The sequence below is a fragment of the Corallococcus aberystwythensis genome (assembly GCF_003612165.1).
Taxonomy (GTDB): Bacteria; Myxococcota; Myxococcia; order Myxococcales; family Myxococcaceae; genus Corallococcus; species Corallococcus aberystwythensis.
The window spans coordinates 1-20,563 of record NZ_RAWK01000188.1; the positions used below are offsets into that span (position 1 = coordinate 1).

At 69.7% G+C, this 20,563-nt stretch carries 18 protein-coding genes; 5 read left to right on the forward strand and 13 right to left on the reverse strand.

Annotated elements, in window-relative coordinates; genetic code table 11:
- The 6 genes from D7W81_RS27310 to D7W81_RS27335 all read right to left on the reverse strand — a co-directional run.
- Positions 1-719 (reverse strand): MBL fold metallo-hydrolase (locus tag D7W81_RS27310; protein WP_120558346.1); only part of this gene is annotated, 719 nt, incomplete at its 3' end.
- Positions 720-788: 69 nt separating this feature from the next.
- Positions 789-1,880 carry a potassium channel family protein gene (locus D7W81_RS27315; protein ID WP_120558331.1) on the reverse strand — a complete coding sequence of 364 codons (1,092 nt, stop codon included), beginning with the start codon at positions 1,878-1,880 and terminating at the stop codon, positions 789-791.
- A gap of 12 nt (positions 1,881-1,892) precedes the next feature.
- Complete coding sequence (gene tatC, locus D7W81_RS27320) at positions 1,893-3,098, reverse strand: twin-arginine translocase subunit TatC (protein WP_120558332.1); 1,206 nt, start codon at positions 3,096-3,098, stop codon at positions 1,893-1,895.
- Positions 3,099-3,137: 39 nt separating this feature from the next.
- Positions 3,138-3,620, reverse strand: coding sequence for a Sec-independent protein translocase protein TatB (gene tatB, locus D7W81_RS27325; protein ID WP_120558333.1), 483 nt, complete (start codon positions 3,618-3,620; stop codon positions 3,138-3,140).
- Between the two features lie 144 nt (positions 3,621-3,764).
- The gene (locus D7W81_RS27330; RefSeq protein WP_120558334.1) at positions 3,765-5,066 is read right to left on the reverse strand and encodes an MFS transporter; all 1,302 of its coding nucleotides are present in this window, start codon (positions 5,064-5,066) and stop codon (positions 3,765-3,767) included.
- Positions 5,067-5,093: 27 nt separating this feature from the next.
- The gene (locus D7W81_RS27335) at positions 5,094-7,157 is read right to left on the reverse strand and encodes a methyl-accepting chemotaxis protein (protein WP_120558335.1); all 2,064 of its coding nucleotides are present in this window, start codon (positions 7,155-7,157) and stop codon (positions 5,094-5,096) included.
- 108 nt (positions 7,158-7,265) lie between these two features.
- On the opposite strand from D7W81_RS27335, the gene D7W81_RS27340 reads away from it, so the two are divergent.
- Positions 7,266-8,294: a histone deacetylase family protein gene (locus D7W81_RS27340; protein WP_244227468.1), complete on the forward strand. Its 1,029-nt coding sequence runs from the start codon at positions 7,266-7,268 to the stop codon at positions 8,292-8,294.
- A 9-nt stretch (positions 8,295-8,303) separates the two neighbouring features.
- On the opposite strand, the gene D7W81_RS27345 is transcribed toward D7W81_RS27340, so the two are convergent.
- The 6 genes from D7W81_RS27345 to D7W81_RS27370 all read right to left on the reverse strand — a co-directional run bounded on the left by D7W81_RS27345 (position 8,304) and on the right by D7W81_RS27370 (position 13,598).
- A complete protein-coding gene (locus tag D7W81_RS27345; protein ID WP_120558337.1) occupies positions 8,304-8,825 on the reverse strand; it encodes a hypothetical protein in 522 nt (173 codons plus the stop codon).
- 231 nt (positions 8,826-9,056) lie between these two features.
- Positions 9,057-9,482, reverse strand: coding sequence for a hypothetical protein (locus D7W81_RS27350; protein ID WP_147445639.1), 426 nt, complete (start codon positions 9,480-9,482; stop codon positions 9,057-9,059).
- A 313-nt stretch (positions 9,483-9,795) separates the two neighbouring features.
- Positions 9,796-11,352 carry an FAD-dependent monooxygenase gene (locus D7W81_RS27355; protein WP_120558339.1) on the reverse strand — a complete coding sequence of 519 codons (1,557 nt, stop codon included), beginning with the start codon at positions 11,350-11,352 and terminating at the stop codon, positions 9,796-9,798.
- A 54-nt stretch (positions 11,353-11,406) separates the two neighbouring features.
- Complete coding sequence (locus tag D7W81_RS27360; protein WP_120558340.1) at positions 11,407-12,033, reverse strand: LURP-one-related family protein; 627 nt, start codon at positions 12,031-12,033, stop codon at positions 11,407-11,409.
- Between the two features lie 19 nt (positions 12,034-12,052).
- The gene (locus D7W81_RS27365; RefSeq protein ID WP_120558341.1) at positions 12,053-12,862 is read right to left on the reverse strand and encodes a hypothetical protein; all 810 of its coding nucleotides are present in this window, start codon (positions 12,860-12,862) and stop codon (positions 12,053-12,055) included.
- Positions 12,863-12,944: 82 nt separating this feature from the next.
- Entirely contained in the window at positions 12,945-13,598 is a 654-nt protein-coding gene (locus D7W81_RS27370; RefSeq protein ID WP_120558342.1) for a glutathione S-transferase family protein, read from the reverse strand.
- A gap of 189 nt (positions 13,599-13,787) precedes the next feature.
- Here D7W81_RS27370 and D7W81_RS27375 point away from each other — a divergent pair, with 189 nt between their 5' ends.
- The 4 genes from D7W81_RS27375 (at position 13,788) to D7W81_RS27390 (ending at position 19,739) form a co-directional block, all read left to right on the forward strand.
- Positions 13,788-14,834: a hypothetical protein gene (locus D7W81_RS27375; RefSeq protein WP_147445640.1), complete on the forward strand. Its 1,047-nt coding sequence runs from the start codon at positions 13,788-13,790 to the stop codon at positions 14,832-14,834.
- Between the two features lie 77 nt (positions 14,835-14,911).
- A complete protein-coding gene (locus D7W81_RS27380; RefSeq protein WP_120558347.1) occupies positions 14,912-16,843 on the forward strand; it encodes a SulP family inorganic anion transporter in 1,932 nt (643 codons plus the stop codon).
- Positions 16,844-16,955: 112 nt separating this feature from the next.
- Positions 16,956-18,614, forward strand: coding sequence for an arylsulfatase (locus tag D7W81_RS27385; RefSeq protein ID WP_120558344.1), 1,659 nt, complete (start codon positions 16,956-16,958; stop codon positions 18,612-18,614).
- A gap of 123 nt (positions 18,615-18,737) precedes the next feature.
- Positions 18,738-19,739, forward strand: coding sequence for a formylglycine-generating enzyme family protein (locus D7W81_RS27390; protein ID WP_120558345.1), 1,002 nt, complete (start codon positions 18,738-18,740; stop codon positions 19,737-19,739).
- 3 nt (positions 19,740-19,742) lie between these two features.
- Here the strand turns inward: D7W81_RS27390 and D7W81_RS27395 are convergent.
- On the reverse strand, positions 19,743-20,563 hold an 821-nt coding region (locus D7W81_RS27395), incomplete at its 5' end, for a threonine/serine exporter family protein (protein WP_147445641.1).

Below are 20,563 nucleotides of genomic sequence, written 5' to 3' on the forward strand. Positions count from 1 at the left end.
ACGAGACAGTCCCCCGACGGACCCCGCCCCGGATGCACCCACTTCGGGCGCAGCGCCGTCAGCTCCTCCAGCCGCTGGAGCCACGCCTCCGTGCGGCCGATCTCCAGCCAGCTGTGCGCGTCGTTCGCCACCAGGTCGCCCGGAAACACGTGCCCGTCGAACTCCACCACCACGTGCGCCTCGCTGCACCCCGCGCCCAGCACGTGCGCCTTCACCGTCACGCCGCCCGCGCTCAGCTCCGTGGTCTGGCCGCCGAAGCTGTCCGGCAGCGGCAGCGCCTCCGGGTAGTCCGGCGCATAGCGCGCGGCGAACGCCCGCGTGCGCTTCTCGTGGATGGCCGGGATGGACGCGCGCACTTGGTCGCTCGTCACCACGCGGATGCCGCGCTTGCGCAGCACGTCCGTGCCGTTGAACTTGTCCGGGTTGGCGTGCAGCACGATGGCCAGCTCCGCCTTCTTGCCCGTCACCGCTTCCGCCCAGGTGACGAACTCCTCCGCCGCGGACGGCAGGAACTGCGTGTCCACCAGGATGAGCCCCGTGGGCCCTTCAATCCAATACGACGACGTGCTGAAGCCCCAGGGAGACGACACGTAGGTGCCCACGCGCGCGTCCGCGTGCGAAGCCAGCGTCACCTGCGCTCCCATCAAGCGCGGCGAGGACGACGCACAGCTCACGGACAGAACGGCCAGCAGACCCATGATGACAGCACGACGATGCAAGGCGGCCTCCGGAAGAAAGCGCGCCCTGCCTAATCGGCCGCCGTCCTGCTCGCAAGCTGTCCCGGAGACTCACCCCGTGGGCCGGTACCCCGGCATGAGGAAGTTGTCGTGGTCCGCGTACGCCGGCGCCTCCGACTCGCCGGTGAAGGCGCGCAGGGCGCAGTACTCCGGATACGACGCCTGGATGGTGACCTGGTCCCCCGCCTGGAGCACCACGTCCCCGTTCGGATGCAGCGTCTCCTGGTCGCCCCGGATGAGCGACAGCGCCAGCCCGCCGAAGCGGTCACGCACCTGGGAGATGTTCATCCCCGGCAGGCTGTCCCGCACCACGAACAGCGACACCACCATCAGGTGCTTGCCGATGCGGAACGAGTGGATGAGCCGCGGGTCCAACGCCGCCAGCGCCATGGCGGGCGCGGCCAGCGAGGAGCTGGACAGGGCCTCCGCCTTGAACGTGTCGCGCACCTTCGCGCCCAGGTCGTCGTCGAACAGGCGGATGACCACGCGGATGCCCGGGTTGAGCCGCCGCGCGTCCAGCGCGATGTTCAGGTTCGCCAGGTCGTCGTCCGTGGCGCACACGATGGCGGATGCCTTCTTCACGTTCGTGCGCGGCAGGCACAGCGGGCTGCGCGTGTCGTCGATGAGCAGGGGCACATTCTCGTCGCGCAGCGCGGACACGAACGTCGCGTCTTCGCGCTTCTCCACCACGACGACGTCCTTGCCCATCTCCCGCAGCTGCGTCACCACGCGGTAGCCCACGCGTCCCGCGCCGCACACCACGACGTGGCCCTTCATCGTTTCGGACACCACGGAGACCCACTCCTTGTCGTTCTTGTGCCGCGCGAAGAAGAGGTACGCGAAGCGCACCACGCCATCCACCACCAGCGCGATGCTGACCGGCGGGATGAGGATGTTGAGCGTCTCCACCAGCCAGTCGCTCACGTACGGCAATGACGGCTGGCCGAAGAGCAGGAAGTAGACGTGGTGCAGCGCCTCTCCGTAGGAGATGCGGTCCCCGTCCGGCCCCACGTAGCGCCAGTGGTACAGCATCGGCCCCAGCCCGAAGAGGACCATCGCCAGCAGCAACGTGCTGCGGAACCTCCGCGACAGTGCGCGCAGGTACCGCAGGTCCACCATCAGCCGCGCGGCAGGGCTCTTCATGCGCGCCGAAGCCTACGCCGCCGGGGTGATGTCCGTGGAGGCTTCCGCCTTCGCACGGCGCTTCTCGATGAGCCACACCGCCAGCACGCCCAGCTCGTAGCAGAGCAGCATGGGGCCGGCCATGAGCGACAGGTTCACCACGTCACCCGTGGGCGTCAGAATCGCCGCGGCGATGAGGCACACCACGAACGCATGGCGCTGGTAGCGGATGAGCCAGCTCGACTGAACGACCCCGACGATGCCCAAAAGCGCCATCACCAGCGGCAGCTCGAAGATGACGCCGAAGGCGAGGATGAGCAGCAGCACCAGCGACAGCTGCTCGTTCATCGTCAGCATGGGCCGCGTCCAGCGCGCGGCCTCGGCATCCGCGTGGCCCTTGGCCAGCTCCTTCTGCAGCCGCCACAGGCCGGACATCTCCTCCGCGCGCGTGGGCGCCACGCCCGCGAGCAGGCTGGCCGCCTGGTCCATGGCCGCCTCCGACGCGACGTAGTCCTTCTTCCCGAAGGCCGTCACCGCCTCCACGCGCTTCTCCACCGCCTGGCGCAGCACGCCGCGCGCGGGGGCGCCCATTCCGTCCGCCGCCGCGTCCAGCAGGTCACCCAGGCCCTTCAGGCGCGCGGTGAGCTCCACGCTCTTCGCGGCCGCGACCTCCGGGTCCTTCACCTGGCCCTCGCCCACGGCGGTCAGCGCGGCGCTGGTCTCCTTCGCCACGTGGCCGGCGCGCTCCACCTCGCCAATGCGCAGGAAGCGCAGCGCGTCCTCGCCGCCCATGCGCGCCGTGTCCATGCGCTGCTCCAGGGCGAGCGTCTCCTCCTCGTTGAGGAGGAACTTGAACATGGAGGGCAGCACCAGGAAGTAACAGAACAGCGAGCCCACGATGAACGCCACGGAGCCCAGCACCACGAAGGGCGACGCGTACTTGCGCTCCTCCGGGTAGAGCCCCGGCGCCACGAAGCCCCAGATCTGCCAGAGGATGACGGGCGTGGTGAGGAAGATGCCGCAGTACACGCCCACCTTCATCAGCACGTTGATTTCTTCGATGCCGGATGTGTAGACGAGCGAGCGCCCTTCCGGGGGCAGCGCGTCCAGCACCGGCCGCATCAAGATGCCGAAGATGGGCTTGGCGAAGATGAGCGACACGGCGCCCAGCACGAGCACCGCGAGCGAGCACTTCACGAGCCGCGTCCGCAGCTCCGTGAGGTGCTCCGCCAGGCTCATGCGGAAATCCGACAGGTCAACCCCTTGGCGGTTCAGGGCTCAGCTCCGTTTCGGCGCGTTGCGCGCCACCGTACCCGGGATGGGGGCGAGTTGCGGAAGGCCGTTCTCGTCCTGCGCCGGCGCTCCACCCGTGTCGGCCTTGGCGTCGGTGCCGGCGGCGGGCGCTTCCGCGGCGGACTCGGAGGGCGCGGGCACGGCCGCGGGGTCCAGGGTCGCGGTGAGCGCGGGCGCGGGCTCCGCCAGCACGTTGGCCGGGGCGGCCTCCGGGAGGAGGGACGGGGCGAGCTCCGGCGGCGGGGACGGCACGCGCGTGCCCGGGCGCGGCGGGGGCTCGCGGTTGAAGTCCTGGTCCATCTGGTAGAACTCGCGCTCCACCACGTTGCGGACGTCATCCGTCTGCCGGCGGAACTCGCGCATGAACTTGCCGATGGCCCGCGCCAGCTCAGGCAGCCGCTGGGGGCCGAGCACGATCAGCGCGGCCACCAGGATGAACACCATTTCGCCTGCGCCGATGTTGAACATGGGTCGTCGTCTTCCCCTTGGAGGGAACGTCCCGGGGTTATCGCGCCCACTGGCGGCCCGCGCAACCGTCAGCGACCGTCCAGCGTCCGTATGGCCTCGTGGCCGGGAGGCGGGCGGCCGGGCGCGCTGGGGCACATTGCCCCATCAGGCGTGGGGGTGTGCCTGGGGCGACAGCGGCGCCGCCATGCCCTGGGCCGGGGGCACCGCCAGGGCCCGGGCCTGCTCACGTGAGCGCACCCGCCGCTCCACCACCCGCAGCATCCCCGGGACGCCCGCCGCCAGCCCGATGGACACCCAGGCGATGGTGTCCATGCCGCCGAGCGTCCCGTCCGGCAGGTCCACCAGCAGGCGCGACGACAGGAAGGCCCCCAGCGCGGAGGCCATGTGCTGGGTGGCGGACTGCAACGACATGAAGCGGGCGCGCACCGGGTTGTCCGGCACGCGCGAGGTGAGCGTGTTGTACGCCACGTTGCGCACGCCCATGGCCAGCATGAAGACCATGAACAGCAACGGGATGGGCAGCCACGCGGGGTAGTGCACGAAGCCCACGTAGGTGGTGAGGGCCGCCAGCACCACGCCCACCGTGCCCACGCGGAAGGAGCCCAGGCGGTCCACCAGCGGCCCCGTCATCCGCAGCGTGATGAAGCTCACGATGCCGCCCGCGGCGTAGAGGATCCACAGCCGGTCGCGCGGGTAGCCCAGGTTCTGCTGGATGTAGGCGGAGATGTTGGGGATGACGATGAAGCCGCTCATCATCACCAGCGCCGTCATCAGGTAGGACAGCCGCACGTCGGTGCTGCCCAGCAGCTCCGCCACGCCCGCGGACCGGGACGCGCTGCCCCCGGGCTTCAGGTGCCCGCGCACCGGCGGCAACAGCGCCAGCGCCGCCACCACCAGCACCAGCCCCAGCGCCGCCACCACGAAGAAGGGCGTCCGCCAGCTGCCCAGCTCCGCGACTTTCAAGGCCAGCGGCACGCCCAGCACGGAGGCCACGGAGAAGGACGCCATCACCGCGCCCAGCGCCCGGCCCCGGCGCTCCACCGGGATGAGGTCCGCGATGATGGACAGCGACAGCGCCGTCGCCGGCCCACCGAAGATGCCCGCGCACACCCGCGCCAACAGCAGCGTGGACAGCCCCAGCGCCAGGCCCCCCGCCGCGGTGGCCGCCACGAGCCCCAGCATGCACACGGCCAGCGCCTTGCGCCGGTCGAAGCGGTCCAGGAAGTAGCCGCCCAGGAGCCCCGCCACGCTCGCGGCGGCGGTGTAGCTGCCGCCAATGGTGCCGATGTGCGAGGACTCGATGCCCAGCCCCTTCGCGAAGTCCGGGCCCAGCGGCATCACCATCACGAAGTCGAGGATGTTGACGAACTGCACCGCGCCGATGAGCAGCACCACGGCGCGCTCGGACACGGGACGGGAGGAGGCGGACTCGGACGACTCGGGCATGGACCCTTCGGGGAGACGGACAGCGCGTCAGACGCGGAAGCGGCGGACCTCGGCGCGCAATATCTCCGCCTGGCGCGTGAGGTTGTCGATGGCCTCCTCCAGCTGACGCACCGAGCGCGTCTGGTGCTCGGACACGCCCTTGATGGTCTCCACCGCCTTGAGCACCTGCTCGCTGCCCTTGGTCTGCTCCTTCTGGGCGCGGTTCAGGTGGGTGACCATCTCGTTGATGCTCTCGATGGAGCGGGTGATCTGCTTGCTGCCGTGCGCCTGCTCCTGGCTGGAGCGCTGCACGTGCTGGGTGAGCGTCTTCATCCGCTCCGCGCTCTTCATGATCTGCTCGCCGCCCCGGGCCTGCTCGTTGGAGGCCTGGGAGATCATCGACACGGTGGCGGAGATGCGGTGGATGGCCGCGGTCACCTGCTTGCTGCCGCGCGCCTGCTCCACGGTGGCGCGGGCAATGGCCTTCACCATCTGCGTGGACTTCTGGGTGCTGTCGTTGATCTTCCTGAGGGCACCTTCCGCCTCGCGGCCCAGCTGCACGCCCTCCTCCACGCTCTTGACGCCCTGGTTCATCACCACCACGGCGTTGCGGCTCTCCTCCTGCACACCGCGGATGAGCTCGGCGATCTCCTTGGTGGACGCGCCGGTGCGCTCGGCCAGGTCCTTGATCTCTTCCGCCACCACCGCGAAGCCCTTGCCGTGCTCACCCGCCTGCGCGGCGATGATGGCGGCGTTGAGGGCCAGCAGGTTCGTCTGCTCCGCCACGTCGTCAATGACGTTGAGGATGTTGCCAATCTCGCTGATGCGGCGGCCCAGGCTGTCGATGACGCCCGCGGCGGTGCGGCTGGTGTCCTTGATGCGGTCGATGCCGGAGAGCGTCTTGCGCAGGGCCTCCACGCCCGTCTGCGCGTCCTCGAAGACCTGCTCGGACAGGCGGGCCGTCTCATTGGCGTTCGCGTCGACCTGACCGATGGCGGCGTCCATCTCACTGATGGCGGAGGACGTGTCCTCCGTGGACGCGGAGAGGTCCTCGATGTTCTTGGCCACCTCCTTGATGGAGTACGTCATCTCCTCGATGGCGCTGGTGGTCTCCTCCACGCTGGCGGCCATGGCCTGGACGTTCTCCGCCACCTCGTCGTTGGTGGCGGCCATCTCCATGATGGAGGAGCTGCTCTCCTCCGCGCTCTGGTAGAGGACCTCCACGTTCTCCGCGATGCCGCGCAGGGAGGCCATCATCTCCACCATGGAGGAGGACGTCTCCTCCACGCGCGACTGCACGGTGCCCGCGCCGGAGGACACGGTGGTGCCGGTGCGGTGGATCTGCTCGATGACGCCGGCCACCACGTCGGACACGCCGCGCACGCGGCCCAGCGTGTCGCGCCAGGACTGGGCCATGCGGTTGAGGGCTTCAGCCAGCTGGCCCAGCTCGTCCTTGCTGTTGCGCACCTCCGCGCGGCCGGTGAGGTCGGCCTCCGCCAGCTTGCGCGCCATGGACATCATCGCGTCCAGCGGGTGGAGGATGAACGCGCGCGAGATGAGGAACGCCGTCAGGAGGAACAGCACCAGGCCCACGAGGAAGGCCAGCATCACCGTGTGGCGCAGGGCCTGGAGCACGCCCTCCAGCCGGGTCCCGTCCACCACCACCACGACCTCCCCGGGCACGCCGCCGGCGAGCTCCACCGGTTCGGACACCGCCCAGTTGTCGCCGTCGAACTCCACCTCGTCCAGCGGTGGGAGGGGGCGCTGCTGGAGGCGCTGCTCCAGGCCCTTGCGGAACCAGGCGGGCGGAGGCGAGGGGTAGGTGGCGCGGGGCACGCCCTGGGCGTCGAGCACCGCCACGACGCTGAAGTCGGCATCCTTCAGGTAGACGCCGTCCAGGTTGGGGACCGGCTGGGTGTCCGCCTGGCCTTCGACGCGGTCCCGCACCTCCTGGGCCTTGGCGTGGGCGTGCAGCGCCATGCGCTCCCTCAGGTGGTTGCCCACCTGGCGGGGAACGACGAAGTAGAGCGTCCCCAGGATGACGGCCAGCGCGAGACCGAACGAACCCAGGAGGATGCCCCGGAGACCGGGTTTCTTGAGGCGACTTGGCAAGGCCGGCCCACTGTAGGGAGGGTGGCCCTTCCGGGCAAGGAACGGACATCCCCGCCTGCCAGGTCCGGGCGCTGGGTTCCCGGGGACAGGATGCGTAAGGTCCAGGGGATGACCGCGACGCTGCTGCTCACCGACCCGCTCTTCCTCCAGCACGACGCAGGCGACGGCCACCCCGAGTCGCCCAACCGGTTGCGGCGCATCCTCCAGGTGCTGGCGCGCAACCCCGTCGCGGGCACGGCGATGGCCCAGCCCCGCTCCGCCACGGACGCGGAGCTCCTCGCGGTGCACACCCCGGCGCACCTGGAGGCGCTGGAGAAGCTGGGCGGCCGCTTCGAGCGCATCGACGAGGACACGGCGGTGTCCCCGGACAGCATCGACGCGGCGCGGGTGGCGGCGGGCGCGGCGGTGCAGGCCGTGGAGCAGGTGATGGCGGGGCACGCGAGGAACGCGTTCGCGCTGGTGCGCCCGCCCGGGCACCACGCGGAGCCGGGCCGGGCCATGGGCTTCTGCCTCTACAACAACGTCGCCATCGCGGCGGAGGCCGGCCGCAGGTTGGGGGCCGAGCGCGTGCTGGTGCTGGACTGGGACGTGCACCACGGCAACGGCACGCAGGCGGCGTTCTGGGGACGGCGGGACGTGCTCTACCAGTCCGTGCACCAGTTCCCCTACTACCCGGGCAGCGGCGCGGCGCCAGAGGTGGGCCGGGGAGAGGGCCAGGGCTTCACGGTCAACTGCGGCCTGCCGGGCGGCAACACCGACGCGGACTACGGGATGATCTTCCAGGAGCTGCTGCTCCCGGTGGCGCAGGCGTACCGGCCGGACCTGGTGCTGGTGTCCGCGGGGTTCGACCCGCACCGCGACGACCCCATTGGCGGCATGGACGTCACCGAGCGCGGCTTCGCGGCGATGTGCACGGCCATGCGCAAGCTGGCGGAGGAGGTCTCCGGCGGGAAGCTGGTGCTGGTGCTGGAGGGTGGCTATTCGCTGGAGGGGCTAGCGAACTCCGCGCACGCGTGCATCGAGGTGCTGGCGGGGCGCGACGACAGCTTCGCGTCCGGCGACACCAACGCGGACGCGAGGGCCGCGCTGGCCGCGAGCCGCGAAGCGCTCAAGCCGTACTGGGCCAGCGTGCGCTGACGGGACGTCTCAGTACAGCTGGCCGCCAGGCAGCGTGATGCCAGCCAGCTCCACCAGGAACACGCCCAGGTCGTGGATGGCGCGCTCGGGCCCTTCAGGGTCGGGGCTGTGGAGGCTCAACACCCGGTATCGTCCTTCCCGGCCTCCTTCGAACAGCCACTCCGACCCGTCCAGGTACGAGAGGCCGCGCGACGCGAAGAAGCGGTCGATGGACCAGAAGCGGGCCTCCGCCAATCGCTGTTGCACGGCCTGCCACTGGGTGGGCGTGAGCAGGACGCGCCGGTCGAGGGCCAGCGTCCCCTCTTCCATGCCGGTCATCTTCACGTGCAGGGAGTGGACAGGGCCCAGGTGTTCGATTCGGATGACGAAGGACCCACGGGAAGAAGGTATCCACGTGAAGCGGTAGACCTCGCTGCCGGGTGCCAGGGGCAGCAGCGGTCCTTCCCTCAAGGCCCGCAGCATGCCGGAGCACCAGCAGTGCATGAACTGCTGGCTGCGCGCATCGTTGAACTCCACCTCCAGACCGGGCATCAGCGTCAGGGCAAAAGCCCCTCGCGGAATGACATCGGGCAGGTGGGCCGGCCACTCGGTACTGCAGGTTCCACTGCTCGCGAACCCATCCTCGAGGAACCCCAGAGGTGGATCCGCTGGCGGTCGTACCGTGGTGCAGGCTCCGAGCAGGAGCAGCAGTCCCGGGAAGAGGCAGCTCATTCCCCGGTCAGTGATGGCGGATGCCTTCAAGACCCCTCCTGTTCGAGCCGCTCAGTACAGCGCGCCCTCGGTCATTGGAATTCCGGCCAGCTCCACCAGGAACGCGCCCAGGTTGTAGAAGGGGGCCGCGCGTCCGTCAGGGTCGGGGCTGTGGATGTCCAGCGCCCGGTAGCGTCCCTCCCAGCCTCCTTCGAACAACCACTGCGCCCCGTCGACGTAGACAACGGAGCGTGGCGAGGCGAAGCGATCCAGGGTCCAGAACCGGGCCTCCTCCAGGTGCTGCTGAAGAGCCTGCCACTGGGTAGGGGTGAGCAGGATGCGCCGGTCGATGGCCAGTGTGCCCTCGTCCTTCCCCTCCTCCTTGACGTGCAGGGAGTAGACATTCCCCCGGTGCTCCACACGAATGCTCCTGGGCACATGGAAGGAGGGCATCCAGGTGAAGCGGTAGACCTCGCTGTCCGGAGACAGGGGGAGCAACGAGCCCTCCTTCAAGGCCCGCAGTGAGATGGAGCTTGAGCACTGCATGAGGTCCTGCATGTCCTGGTTGCGTGGCCGCATCTCGAGCCCTGGCCCCAGTTCGAGGGGAAGGGCTCCGCGAGGAAGCACGTCAGGCCACGTCGACCCCGTCTCGGTGAAGCAGGTGCGGGTGCCCAGGCGGTCGGTCTTGACGAACCTCGATGGCGCATCGAGAGCAGGCGCCGAAGGATGTGCCGCGGTGCAGGCTCCGAGCAGCAACAGCAGACCCCGAGCAGTGATGGCGGATGCCTTCAAGTCCCCTCCTGAGCGCAATCTACCCCATTGCCGGACGGGCTCCGCGTTGGAGCTCCGCGCGGAACAACTGAGCTTCCAGCGTGGCATTCACGACCTGAGCCGCATCCGGGACGGGCGCACTCCACCGCGCGGCCACCATGCCGTCCGGGCGCACGAGGCAGGCGCCCGCGTCCCCTACCCCATACGCGTGCTGCCAGCCTTGGACCTCGTGGATCCGCAGTGGCATGCGGCCCGTGCCACGCCACGCCTCACTTCCCGCGAGCAGGACGAAGCCGCTGCCGAAGAGGTCCAGCGTCGACTTACGCTCCTCCGCTCCGTCCAGCCACACGTGCGGCGCGCGCGTACCGGGTTCGCCCGTAGGGGTGAACGTCCTCGGCAACGGAGGCCCATCACCGTAGCGGTAGCCCAGGGTGACGGCGTCGTCCTCGAACAGTTCCTCGCCAGTTGGAAGCTCCTGCTTCGCCATCTTCAGCGCGAGCAGCCCGGCCTGGTTCGCGGTGGCGGCGGCCACGGGCCTTCGCTCCGCATCGTAGGTCTCCAGCAACGCGGGCCCTGCGTGCCCGTTCAACACCGCCGCCAGCTTCCAGGCCAGGTTCGCCGCGTCGTGGATGCCGGTGTTGGCGCCAAAGCCTCCCGTGGGCGGCATCTGGTGCGCGGCGTCTCCCGCGAGGAAGACGCGGCCTGAACTGAAACGCTCCGCGACGCGCTCCGCTGCCTCCCACACGAAGGTCCCATGGAACGTGGGCATCAGGTCCGCGATGCCGGTGACGGTGCGCAGCCGCTGCGTCCACCGGGCCTCCGTGAAGTCGGCGGCCGTCTCACGCGAGACGTCGAGCCGTGTCGCGTGGATCCACCGGTCCTTCACGTCCGTGGCCGCGATGACGCCGCCCACCTCCGGATGCGTGAGCACCGCGAAGCCCAGCGGCACCTCCCGCTGCACGGGGGAGAGGTCGGCTTCGAAGAGCGTGGAGATGTTGTGGCCGAAGGAGCCCCTGCCCTTCTGACCGATGCCGAGCGCCTCGCGCACCGGACTGCGCACCCCGTCCGCGCCAATGAGATACGCCGCGTGCACGATGGACACCGCCCCCGTGTCGCGGTCCAGCACCGTGGCCCGCACGCCCTCCGCGTCCTGGGTGAAGCCCGTCAGTTCGTGCCGGAAGCGCACCTCCACGCCCAGGCTCCTCGCGGCCTTCAGGAGGATGGGCTCCAGCCGGTCCTGCCCCAGGAAGACCATCGGACACGGGCTGAGGTCCATCCGCTGCGTGGAGACGGTCTGCGTCTTCCACGAATGCACGGGCCCCGCGAGCGTGACGGCCACCAGGTGTCCGACGACGGTGCCAGCGGGGACGGCTCCGGCCCGCTCCACCTCTTCCCCCGCGCACGTGGACCGCAACAACTCCACGGTGCGCGCATGGAAGCCCCGGGCGCGAGGATGAAGCGAGGTGCCCGCGTGCTTCTCGATGACGAGCGCGCGCACACCCTGATGCGCGAGGAGCAGCGCCGCCGACAGCCCGACGAGGCCGCCTCCGACGATGAGCACGGGGACCGGATGCACCTGCGGGGGATGGGCTTGCATGCCCGGACATATAGCGCCGGGCCTTCCGCGCACGCCACGCCTGAGGCGCCAGACTCACCCGCCGGACTGGCGGCCTTCGATGGCGCACAGGAGCACCGCTGCGGCGATGCCCAGCCGCCGGTCCAGCCGGCGCTGCGTGTCCATGGAGAAGTCCAAATCAATCTTCTGGATGAACGGGTTGAAGTGCTGCCGGAAGCTGAGCACCTGCTCACCGCCCAGGGTGCCCGTGAAGGTCTGCGGGATGAGGTTGGTGAGGAAGCGCCGCACGAGCGCCAGCAGCATGCTGTCCTCCTCAATGCGCCCCACCTCCTGGCCATCCACGTCCAGCACCAGCCACGTGTCGCGCAGCATGGAGCTCAGGGCCTTGCGGCGCAGCGCGCCCACCCGCTCCCCTGTCGCCGCGTCGGTGACGTCGTAGGTGGCGCCGAAGTCCAGGATGCTGCGGGCCTGGATGGTGATGAGCTCCTCCTGCATGTCCTCGCCGCTGTAGATGCGCAGGTCCTCCTTCAGCTTGAAGGCCTTCATCTTCGAGTAGAAGGCGACGTTGCCCACCTCGTCGTAGATGTGGAACGCGCCGCCGAACAGCTTGAAGAACTTGCGGCGGATCATGTAGCGGGTCTGCCCGAAGCGGCCGGAGGCAAGCTCGCTGCGGGGACGGGGCTGGATGGCGGAGGAGGACATGTCCCCCCTTCTAGCAGGCCTACTTCACTCCCTGCTTCGCCTTGCTGTCGTCCACGACCTTCTTCGCGGTGGCGTGGATGTTGTCGAACTGGGCGCGGTACACGTCCGAGTGGCTCTTGCCCGTCTTCGCGTCCGGGACGTTCTGGCGCTTCCAGTAGCCGTCGAAGCTGGGGTCGGAGCCCTCCAGGCGCTTGCCGAAGCGGTCCATCTCCTTGGGCCAGCCCTGGTTCTCGATGCCGTGCTTCATGACGTCGTGGTGGCGCTTGATGCCGTCGTACTCGATGCGCTCCATGCTCTTGGCGAAGTTCTCCCGCCGGGCGTTGAAGTCCCCGCCCACGGCGTTCTTGCCGCTGGCCGCGGCGACCTCGTTGTGGAAGGCCTGACTCGTCACCTGGCCGAACTTCTTCTGCTGCGCGGCGTTGGTGGCCTCGAAGGCCATGACGCTGGCGCGCTTGGGGCCCGTGAGGTCCGGCCGCAGGCCGATCTGGTTGTCCTTCTTGTAGAACATGCCGCCGTGGACCTGGTCCTTGGTCACGACGTTGACCTGCTTGCCGTCGGACGCCTTCGCGGCGTCGTCCACCAGCGCGGCGTACTTCGGGTTCTTCAGCATCTCCTCGTGCGCCATCTTGTCGTAGGCGGCGTGCATCGAGGGGTCCGTGGGCGGCCGCTGGACCGACTGCTGCTGCCCGGGAAGCTGCTCCTGCGTCCGCTGCTTCTTTGCCGGCGGTCCTTCCACCTCCGGCTTGCGGATGGGCGAGGTGAGCTCGTCGTGCTTGCGCTTCGTCGGAAGAGAGGGGCCGAGGCCGGCCTTGGAGATGCCACGGGGCATGGGGGTGTGCTCCTGGAGAGGGCTTCCGGAGGGAACTGGAAGGGCAGGATAACGCAGGAAGCCCGCGTCCGGACAATGACCCTCAGGCCCCGGACCGCTCGTGCTGTTGGAACGGCGCCAACTGCGCGGCCAGCGCGCGCTGGAACGCGGGCCGCGCCTCGCAGCGTTCCTTGTAGGCCTTGAGCGTGGGATGGGCCTCCAGGATTTCGGTGTGGCGCAGGATGCGGAACACCGTGGACATCATCAGGTCCCCGACGGTGAAGCGGTCCTCCAGGTACTCGCGGTTCCCCAGCCAGGTGGCCAGTTCGCCCAGGCGCTTGTGGATCATCCTCACCACGTCGGGCCGGTGGAGCTTCGCCCACTCGGCGTCCGGCGCGAAGAGGTCGATCTCCGCGAGCTGCTGGATGTGGATCTCGATGGAGTTCAGCGCCGCGAACAGCCACGTGAGCGCGCGCGCCCGGCCCGCCTCGTCCGTGGGCAGGAGCACGTCGCTCTTCAATCCGAGGTGGACCAGGATGGCGCCGGACTCGAAGAGCGTCAGGCCGTCCTCCTGGAACACCGGCACCTGCCCGAAGGGCTGCTGCGCGCGGTAGTCCGAGGACTTCTGCACCTGCGGGTCGATGAGCATCGCCTCGTACGGCAGGCCCGCCTCCTCCAGCGCCCACCTCACCCGGAGGTCACGGACCACGCCCTGCGCGAACGGCGGCACCCACTTGAAGGCACTGATGGTGATCATGCCCGGCAGCCTTCTGTCGCGCGGCAGGCATGACCAGCATCATCTGAAGCGCCTGTCCGCCGTGAGAACGCCAGGTGGAGCGGGAGCGTCGACGGGTGGAGCAGGCAGGCGGCGACGTTCGTCGGTGGACGGGCGCAAGGACGGTGCGGGCAATACCCGCGGGGCTTGCTTCCTCCCACGTTGGCGGGCATGCGAAACCTGCTCCTGGCCCTGGGCCTGTCGCTTGCTCCCGTCCTTGCCGCGGAGGCCCAGGAGCCCACGGAGGAGTGCCGGCCCCTGCGCGAGCGGATGCTGAAGGGGCACCTCTTCCAGGTCCCCATCCTCCAGCAGGGCGCGCTCATCACCACGCACGTCGGCGTGCGTACGGGGGTGGCTCGCTACGACATCCCGGACGTGCCGGTGGGTGACACCCGCCAGCGGGACACGCTGCTGCTGGGCCTGCAGGAGACGCTGGACGTGGGACTGCGGCTCACGGACTGGCTCGCGTTGACGGGCTTCGCGCGCGGCAGCACCGCCCTGGGCACCACGCCTCCGTCGCTGTTCGTGGAGGGCGCCACGCTGGACCTGATTGGCCAGGCCGGACTGGTGCTGCGGCTGTTGCGCAACGAGCCGAGCGGCACCCAGCTCTCCCTGCGGGCCGCGGTGGGCCACGACCGGGGCAAGACGCTGACGGTGCTCCCCTTCGCGCGCGCCATCGTCAACAACCCGCTGCTGACGGTGGACAGCGTGCTGGACGGAAACTTCCGCGAGTCCCTGCTCGTCCCCGCCTCCGAGACATCCGCCGGCGGAGGTGCCTACCTCGCGCAGGCGCTGGGGGCGAGCTTCTCCCTCCAGGCCTCCGCCGCCGCGGAGTACGCCTGGCAGAAGCGGGAGCCCTTCGACGTCGTGGCGGGAGCGCGCGTGGAGCAGGACACGTACGCCGTGAGGGTGGACCTGGCGGCGGCGCTGACGGCGGACCTGCGTCCAGGGCTGGGCATCCCCATCGCGGTGATGGGCGAGTACCTCTTCCGCACCGGCCGGCAGACGTCCGTGTACAACCCCGACCGGACGCTGCATTCGAGCTCCCTGGCGTTGGGCGTCTACTACTCCGGCCGCCAGCACCTGCAGTTCGGCGTGGGCGCGGCCACCACGCTCAAGTCGGAGCCCCGGCGGTCGCAGGACTCGGAGGGCCAGATGCGGGAGTCGGGTGAACCCACCCTCAGCTACGCCCAGCTCATCCTCCGCTACATTTTCTGATGGACCAGCCCCTGCCGGGCCGAGCGCCCTGCCAGCGGAACGATGTCCGTGCCGGGAGGCGTGGACACCTCGTGTCCATGGCTGAGCAATCGCGTGCGGCGTCCGGACAGGGAAGTGGCTCGTGGCTTGAGCGCATCAGCCCCTTCGCCGCCTCGCTGCGTGGCTATGACCGGACGCGCCTGAAGAAGGACCTGGTGGGCGCGCTCACGGTGACGGCGCTGCACATCCCGGAGGGCATGGCCTACGCGCAGCTCGCCGGGTTGCCCCCGCAGGCGGCGCTGTATTCCACCCCGGCGGCGCTGGCGCTCTACGCGCTGTTCGGCAGCTCGCGGCAGCTCATCGTCGCGGTGTCCGCCAGCGTGTCGGTGCTCTCCGCCGCCACCGTGGGCGCGATGGCGCAGCAGGGCTCCCCGCGCTTCCTGGCGCTCACGGCCGCGCTGGCCCTGATGGCGGGCGCCGTCGCCGTGCTGGCGGGCGTGCTGAAGCTGGGCCGCGTGGCGCAGTTCTTCTCCAGCTCCGTGCTCAGCGGCTTCGTCTTCGGCCTGGCGCTCATCATCGCCATCAAGCAGGTGCCCAAGCTGCTGGGCATCGAGGGCTCCAAGGGCGGCTTCTTCGAGCGGCTGGGTTTCATCTTCACGCACCTGGGACAGACCCACGCGCTGACGCTCGCCGTGGGGGCGGCGAGCATCGCGGGGTTGCTCCTGCTGGGGCGCCTGTCGCGGCGCATCCCCGCGGCGCTCGCGGTGCTGGTGCTGGGCATCGCCGTGTCCTCGCTATTGCACCTGGACGCGAAGGGCGTGGCCATCGTGGGCCACATCCCCGCGGGGCTGGTGCCGCCCCAGATTCCGGACGTGGGCCTGGGCGACCTGGTGAAGCTGTTGCCGGGCGCGTGCGGCATCGCGCTGGTGGCGTTCGCGGAGGCCATTGGTCCGGCGCGCATGTTCGCCGCGAAGCACGGGTATGCCGTGGACCCCAACCGCGAGCTGGTGGGCCTGGGCGCGGCGAACCTGGGCGGCGGCCTCTTCCGGGGCTTCGGCATGGGGTGCAGCCTGTCCAAGTCCGCGGCGAATGTTCAGGCCGGTTCCACCACGCAGGTGGCCTCGCTGGTGACGGCGGGGCTGACGCTGCTGGTGGCCCTGTTCCTCACGGGCCTGTTCCGCGCGCTGCCGGAGGCCACGCTGGGGGCCATCGTGGTGGTGGCCATCCTGGGGATGATGGACGTGAAGGCGCTGGTGCGGCTGGCGCGCCTGCGCCGGGCGGACTTCCTGGGCGCGGCGGTGGCGCTGGTGGCGGTGCTGGCGTTCGACGTGCTGCCCGGGCTGCTCATCGCGGTGGGCGTGTCGCTGTTCCTCACGGTCTACCGCGCCAGCCAGCCGCGCCTGAGCGAGCTGGGGCGGGTGCCGGGGACGCTGGACCTGGCGGCGACCCACCGGGAGTCTTCCGCCATCACCCTGCCCGGCCTGCACGTCTTCCGGCCGGACGAGGGGCTGTTCTTCGCCAACGCGACGTCGCTGCGGGACGAGGTGCTCTCACGCGTGCGCGACGCGAAGGTGCCGGTGCGCGAGGTGCTGCTGGACCTGGAGCTGACGGATGACCTGGACGTGCCGGGCGCGGACATGCTGGCGGGGCTGCACGAGGACCTGTCGAACCGGGGCATCACCCTGTCCCTGGCACGCGTGCACGCGCCGACGCTCCGGCTGCTGGAGCGCACGGGCGTGCTCGCGAAGGTGGGGCGGCGGAACGTGTACACCCAGGTGAGCACGGGCATGGAGGCCTGGATGGCGCACCATGAATCGCAGGCCTGGCAGGAGTGGCGCCTCATCCAGGACGGGCTGTACCTGGTGCGCTCGCGCGTGGACGAAGCGGGCGCGGCGCTGCACGGCGAGGAGCGCCACCGCCAGGAGGACCTGCTCATCCGGCTGGATGAAGCGGACACGCGCATGCGGGAGCTGCTGCGCAACCTGCCGCATCCCGCGTCCCATGACGACTCGCGGGGGTCCACGCATTGAGGGGCACCCGTGCTGAAGCGCGGACCTGCCTCCTGAACACCCGCCCGCCCCCGGCTCCCGAAACGATGCCTGCGCGGGCCCCCGTGGACACCTCGTGCCCAGGAGGTCGCACATGGCGAGCAAGGCGAAGCCCTCGGGCAATGGCAACGGCAAGCAGGCGAAGGGGAAGCCCAACATCCTGGTCATCTGGGGAGATGACATCGGCATCTGGAACATCAGCGCCTACAACCAGGGGATGATGGGCTACCGCACGCCCAACATCGACCGCATCGCGAAGGAAGGCGCGATGATGACGGACTGCTACGGCCAGCAGAGCTGCACCGCGGGCCGCGCGGCGTTCATCACCGGCATGAACCCGCTGCGCACGGGGCTCACCACCATTGGCATGCCGGGCGCGAAGTACGGCCTGCAGGACTCCGACCCCACCATCGCGGAGATGCTCAAGCCGCTGGGCTACACGTGTGGCCAGTTCGGCAAGAACCACCTGGGCGACTCCAATCCCTACCTGCCCACGGTGCACGGCTTCGACGAGTTCTTCGGCAACCTCTATCACCTGAACGCGGAGTGCGAGCCGGAGTGCCCCGACTACCCGAAGGACCCGGCCTTCAAGGCGCGCTTCGGCCCTCGCGGCGTGCTGCACAGCTGGGCCACGGACCGCAATGACGTCACCGAGGATCCGCGCTGGGGCCTCGTGGGCAAGCAGCGCATCGAGGACACCGGCGCGCTCACCAAGAAGCGCATGGAGACGGTGGACGGCGAGTTCCTGAAGGGGACGCTGGACTTCATGGAGCGCGCGGTGAAGGACGGCAAGCCGTTCTTCCTCTGGCACAACACCACGCGCACCCACGTCTTCACGTACCTCCAGGAGAAGTACAAGAACGCCACGGGCTATGGCCTCTACGCGGACGCGATGCGGGAGTTGGACGACATCGTGGGCGTGCTGCTGGCCAAGCTGGACGAGCTGGGCATCGCGGACAACACCCTGGTGGTGTTCTCCACCGACAACGGCGTGGAGAAGATGGGCTGGCCGGACGGCGGCAACAGCCCGTTCCGCGGGGAGAAGGGCTCCACGTGGGAGGGCGGCGTGCGGGTGCCGTGCGTGGTGCGCTGGCCGGGCGTGGTGGAGCCGGGGCGCGTCATCAACGACATCTTCGCGCACGAGGACTGGATGCCCACGATGGTGGCGGCGGCGGGTGGCCCCACGGACCTCGCGGAGAAATGCAAGCAGGGCTACAAGGTCGGGGACAAGACCTTCAAGGTCTACCTGGACGGGTATGACCAGCGAGGGCTGCTGGCGGGCACGGAGGAGGGCAGCCGGCACGAGTTCATCTACGTGCTCGACAGCGGCAACCTCGCGGCGGTCCGCTACAACGACTGGAAGATCATCTTCGCGTACCAGGACGGCGAGGGCCCGGACATGTGGTTCAGCGGCAAGCGCTTCAGCCCGGCGTGGCCGTACCTCATCAACCTGCGCTCGGATCCGTTCGAGTACGCAACGCACTCCGGCCTCTACACGCAGTGGTACGCCGAGCGCATGTTCACCTTCGTCCCGGCGCAGATGCTGGTGAAGAAGTTCGCGGACAGCCTCATCGAGTTCCTGCCCAGCCAGGCCCCGGGCAGCCTGAGCATCGGGCCGATGAAGGAGCGCGTGAAACAGAAGATGGACGAGGAGCGAAAGCGCAAGGAAGAGCCCAGCGTCAGTGACCAGGTCTTGTCCCTGGCCAATGAGGTGGAGCAGTTCATCCACCGCTTCCAGCAGTCGCACACGTAGCGGTCCGGGTCCGTCGGGCCGTGGAGCGACCATTCCTCCACTGCCCGACACCCTACCGGGCCCCCGGTGCGAGTGTCATTCCGCGCGCAGGGCCGGATGTTCTCCGTTGGAGGACTTCAAGCCATGCACCGGAACGACACCCTCGAACCCACCCCGGACGTGGAGCCCACCGACACCGCCGCGCGCCCCGGACGCGCGCCTCATCCGGACATGATGTGGATCCCCGGCGGCACATACTGGATGGGCTCCGACCACCACTATCCGGAAGAAGCGCCCGCCCACCAGGTCACCGTCTCCGGCTTCTGGATGGACCGCTTCACCGTGACGAACGAACAGTTCGCCCGCTTCGTGGAAGCCACCGGCTACGTCACCGTCGCGCAGCGCCCGCTCAATCCCGCGGACTACCCCGGGGCCACGCCGGAGTCCCTCGTCCCCGGCTCACTCGTCTTCCAGAAACCCCCGGGCCCCGTGGACCTGGGCAACGTCGCCAACTGGTGGGGCTATGTCCCGGAGGCCTGCTGGAAACACCCCGAAGGCCGCCGCTCCTCCTTGAAGCACCGCCGCGACCACCCCGTCGTCCACGTCGCCTACGAGGACGCGGAGGCCTATGCCACCTGGGCCGGCAAGGCCCTCCCCGCCGAAGCCGAATGGGAGCGCGCCGCTCGCGGCGGCCTGGACCGCAACGAGTTCTGCTGGGGCAATGACTTCACCCCGCACGGCGAACACCTGGCCAACACCTGGCAGGGCTACTTCCCATGGCAGAACCTCCGCGAGGACGGCCACGAGGGCACCTGCTCCGTCGGCGCCTTTCCTCCCAATGGCTACGGCCTGCACGAGATGGCCGGCAACGTCTGGGAATGGACCACGGACTGGTACCAGGAGCGCCACCAGGGGAACAAAGGCAAGGCGTGCTGCATCCCCGTCAACCCGCGCGGCCCCTCCACCGCGCAGGGCAGCCAGGACCCCTCCACGCCCGCCGTCAGCATCCCGCGCCGCGTCCTCAAGGGCGGCAGCCACCTGTGCGCGCCCAACTACTGCCGCCGCTACCGGCCCGCGGCGCGCTCGCCCCAGGCCGTGGACAGCGGCGCCAGCCACATCGGCTTCCGCTGCATCGTGCGCCCGTAGCCCCTACGCGCCGCGCTCCGGGGAGAAGCGCGGCGGCACCACCACCGTGGCGAACACCAGCCCCAGCACCAGTTGGAGCGCCACCAGCAGCACGTTGAACGGCCGGACGTCCTCCGCGCCCGCGCCGAGCAGCGCGACGATGGCTTCCGTGCCAATGAAGCCCGGCGTCAGCTGCAACAGCCCCGGCATGATGACCGTCACGGGCATCCGGCCCCTGCCGCGCCGCCCATACAGCAGCCCCGCCACGCCCAGCACGAACGCGGCCACCAGCGGGCTGCCCCGGTCCCCGAGCAGCGCCTTCGCCGCCGCCTGTGTCTCGTAGGCGAGCAGCACCCCGCCGACAATCCAGGCCAGGTCGCGCGGCCGTCCCGACATGCATACCGCCAGCGCCACGCCCCCCACCGCCACCAGGAAGAACGTCAGGAGCGGCGGCAACGCCTGTGCCTGGGTATGCGGCGGCAGTGGCCAGACGAAGCCCCACAGCGTCCCCGCCGCCGCCATACCCACGCCCAACATCATGAAGAGCAACAGGCCGTACGTGAGCCGGGACAGGCCCGCCTCCACCGACTCCATGGCCAGCTCCAGCGAGCCCACCGTCACCACCGTCGCGGGCACCAGCAGCGCCACCCCTCCGAACAGGGCCCGCATGGCGTTGAAGGGCGGCAGGAGGAGCGTGAACCCGAACGCCACCAGCGTTCCCACGAACGCGGCGAAGAAGCTCTTCTGCAGGCTCAACCGCTGCGAGCGCAGCGTGCTGAAGTGGATGACGCCCGCGATGACGCCCACGAAGAAGGCCACGAGCATCTCCAGCCACGCCCCGCCCA

Coding starts and splice junctions, on each gene's coding strand:
- D7W81_RS27315 (WP_120558331.1), bottom strand. CDS start 1,880: ATGAAGAGCCCTGCCGCGCGGCTGATGGTGGACCTGCGGTACCTGCGC.
- D7W81_RS27355 (WP_120558339.1), bottom strand. CDS start 11,352: ATGCAAGCCCATCCCCCGCAGGTGCATCCGGTCCCCGTGCTCATCGTC.
- D7W81_RS27385 (WP_120558344.1), top strand. CDS start 16,956: ATGGCGAGCAAGGCGAAGCCCTCGGGCAATGGCAACGGCAAGCAGGCG.
- D7W81_RS27390 (WP_120558345.1), top strand. CDS start 18,738: ATGCACCGGAACGACACCCTCGAACCCACCCCGGACGTGGAGCCCACC.
- D7W81_RS27330 (WP_120558334.1), bottom strand. CDS start 5,066: ATGCCCGAGTCGTCCGAGTCCGCCTCCTCCCGTCCCGTGTCCGAGCGC.
- D7W81_RS27375 (WP_147445640.1), top strand. CDS start 13,788: ATGCGAAACCTGCTCCTGGCCCTGGGCCTGTCGCTTGCTCCCGTCCTT.
- tatC (WP_120558332.1), bottom strand. CDS start 3,098: ATGAGCCTGGCGGAGCACCTCACGGAGCTGCGGACGCGGCTCGTGAAG.
- D7W81_RS27365 (WP_120558341.1), bottom strand. CDS start 12,862: ATGCCCCGTGGCATCTCCAAGGCCGGCCTCGGCCCCTCTCTTCCGACG.
- D7W81_RS27345 (WP_120558337.1), bottom strand. CDS start 8,825: ATGCCCGGTCTGGAGGTGGAGTTCAACGATGCGCGCAGCCAGCAGTTC.
- tatB (WP_120558333.1), bottom strand. CDS start 3,620: ATGTTCAACATCGGCGCAGGCGAAATGGTGTTCATCCTGGTGGCCGCG.
- D7W81_RS27370 (WP_120558342.1), bottom strand. CDS start 13,598: ATGATCACCATCAGTGCCTTCAAGTGGGTGCCGCCGTTCGCGCAGGGC.
- D7W81_RS27360 (WP_120558340.1), bottom strand. CDS start 12,033: ATGTCCTCCTCCGCCATCCAGCCCCGTCCCCGCAGCGAGCTTGCCTCC.
- D7W81_RS27340 (WP_244227468.1), top strand. CDS start 7,266: ATGACCGCGACGCTGCTGCTCACCGACCCGCTCTTCCTCCAGCACGAC.
- D7W81_RS27380 (WP_120558347.1), top strand. CDS start 14,912: ATGGCTGAGCAATCGCGTGCGGCGTCCGGACAGGGAAGTGGCTCGTGG.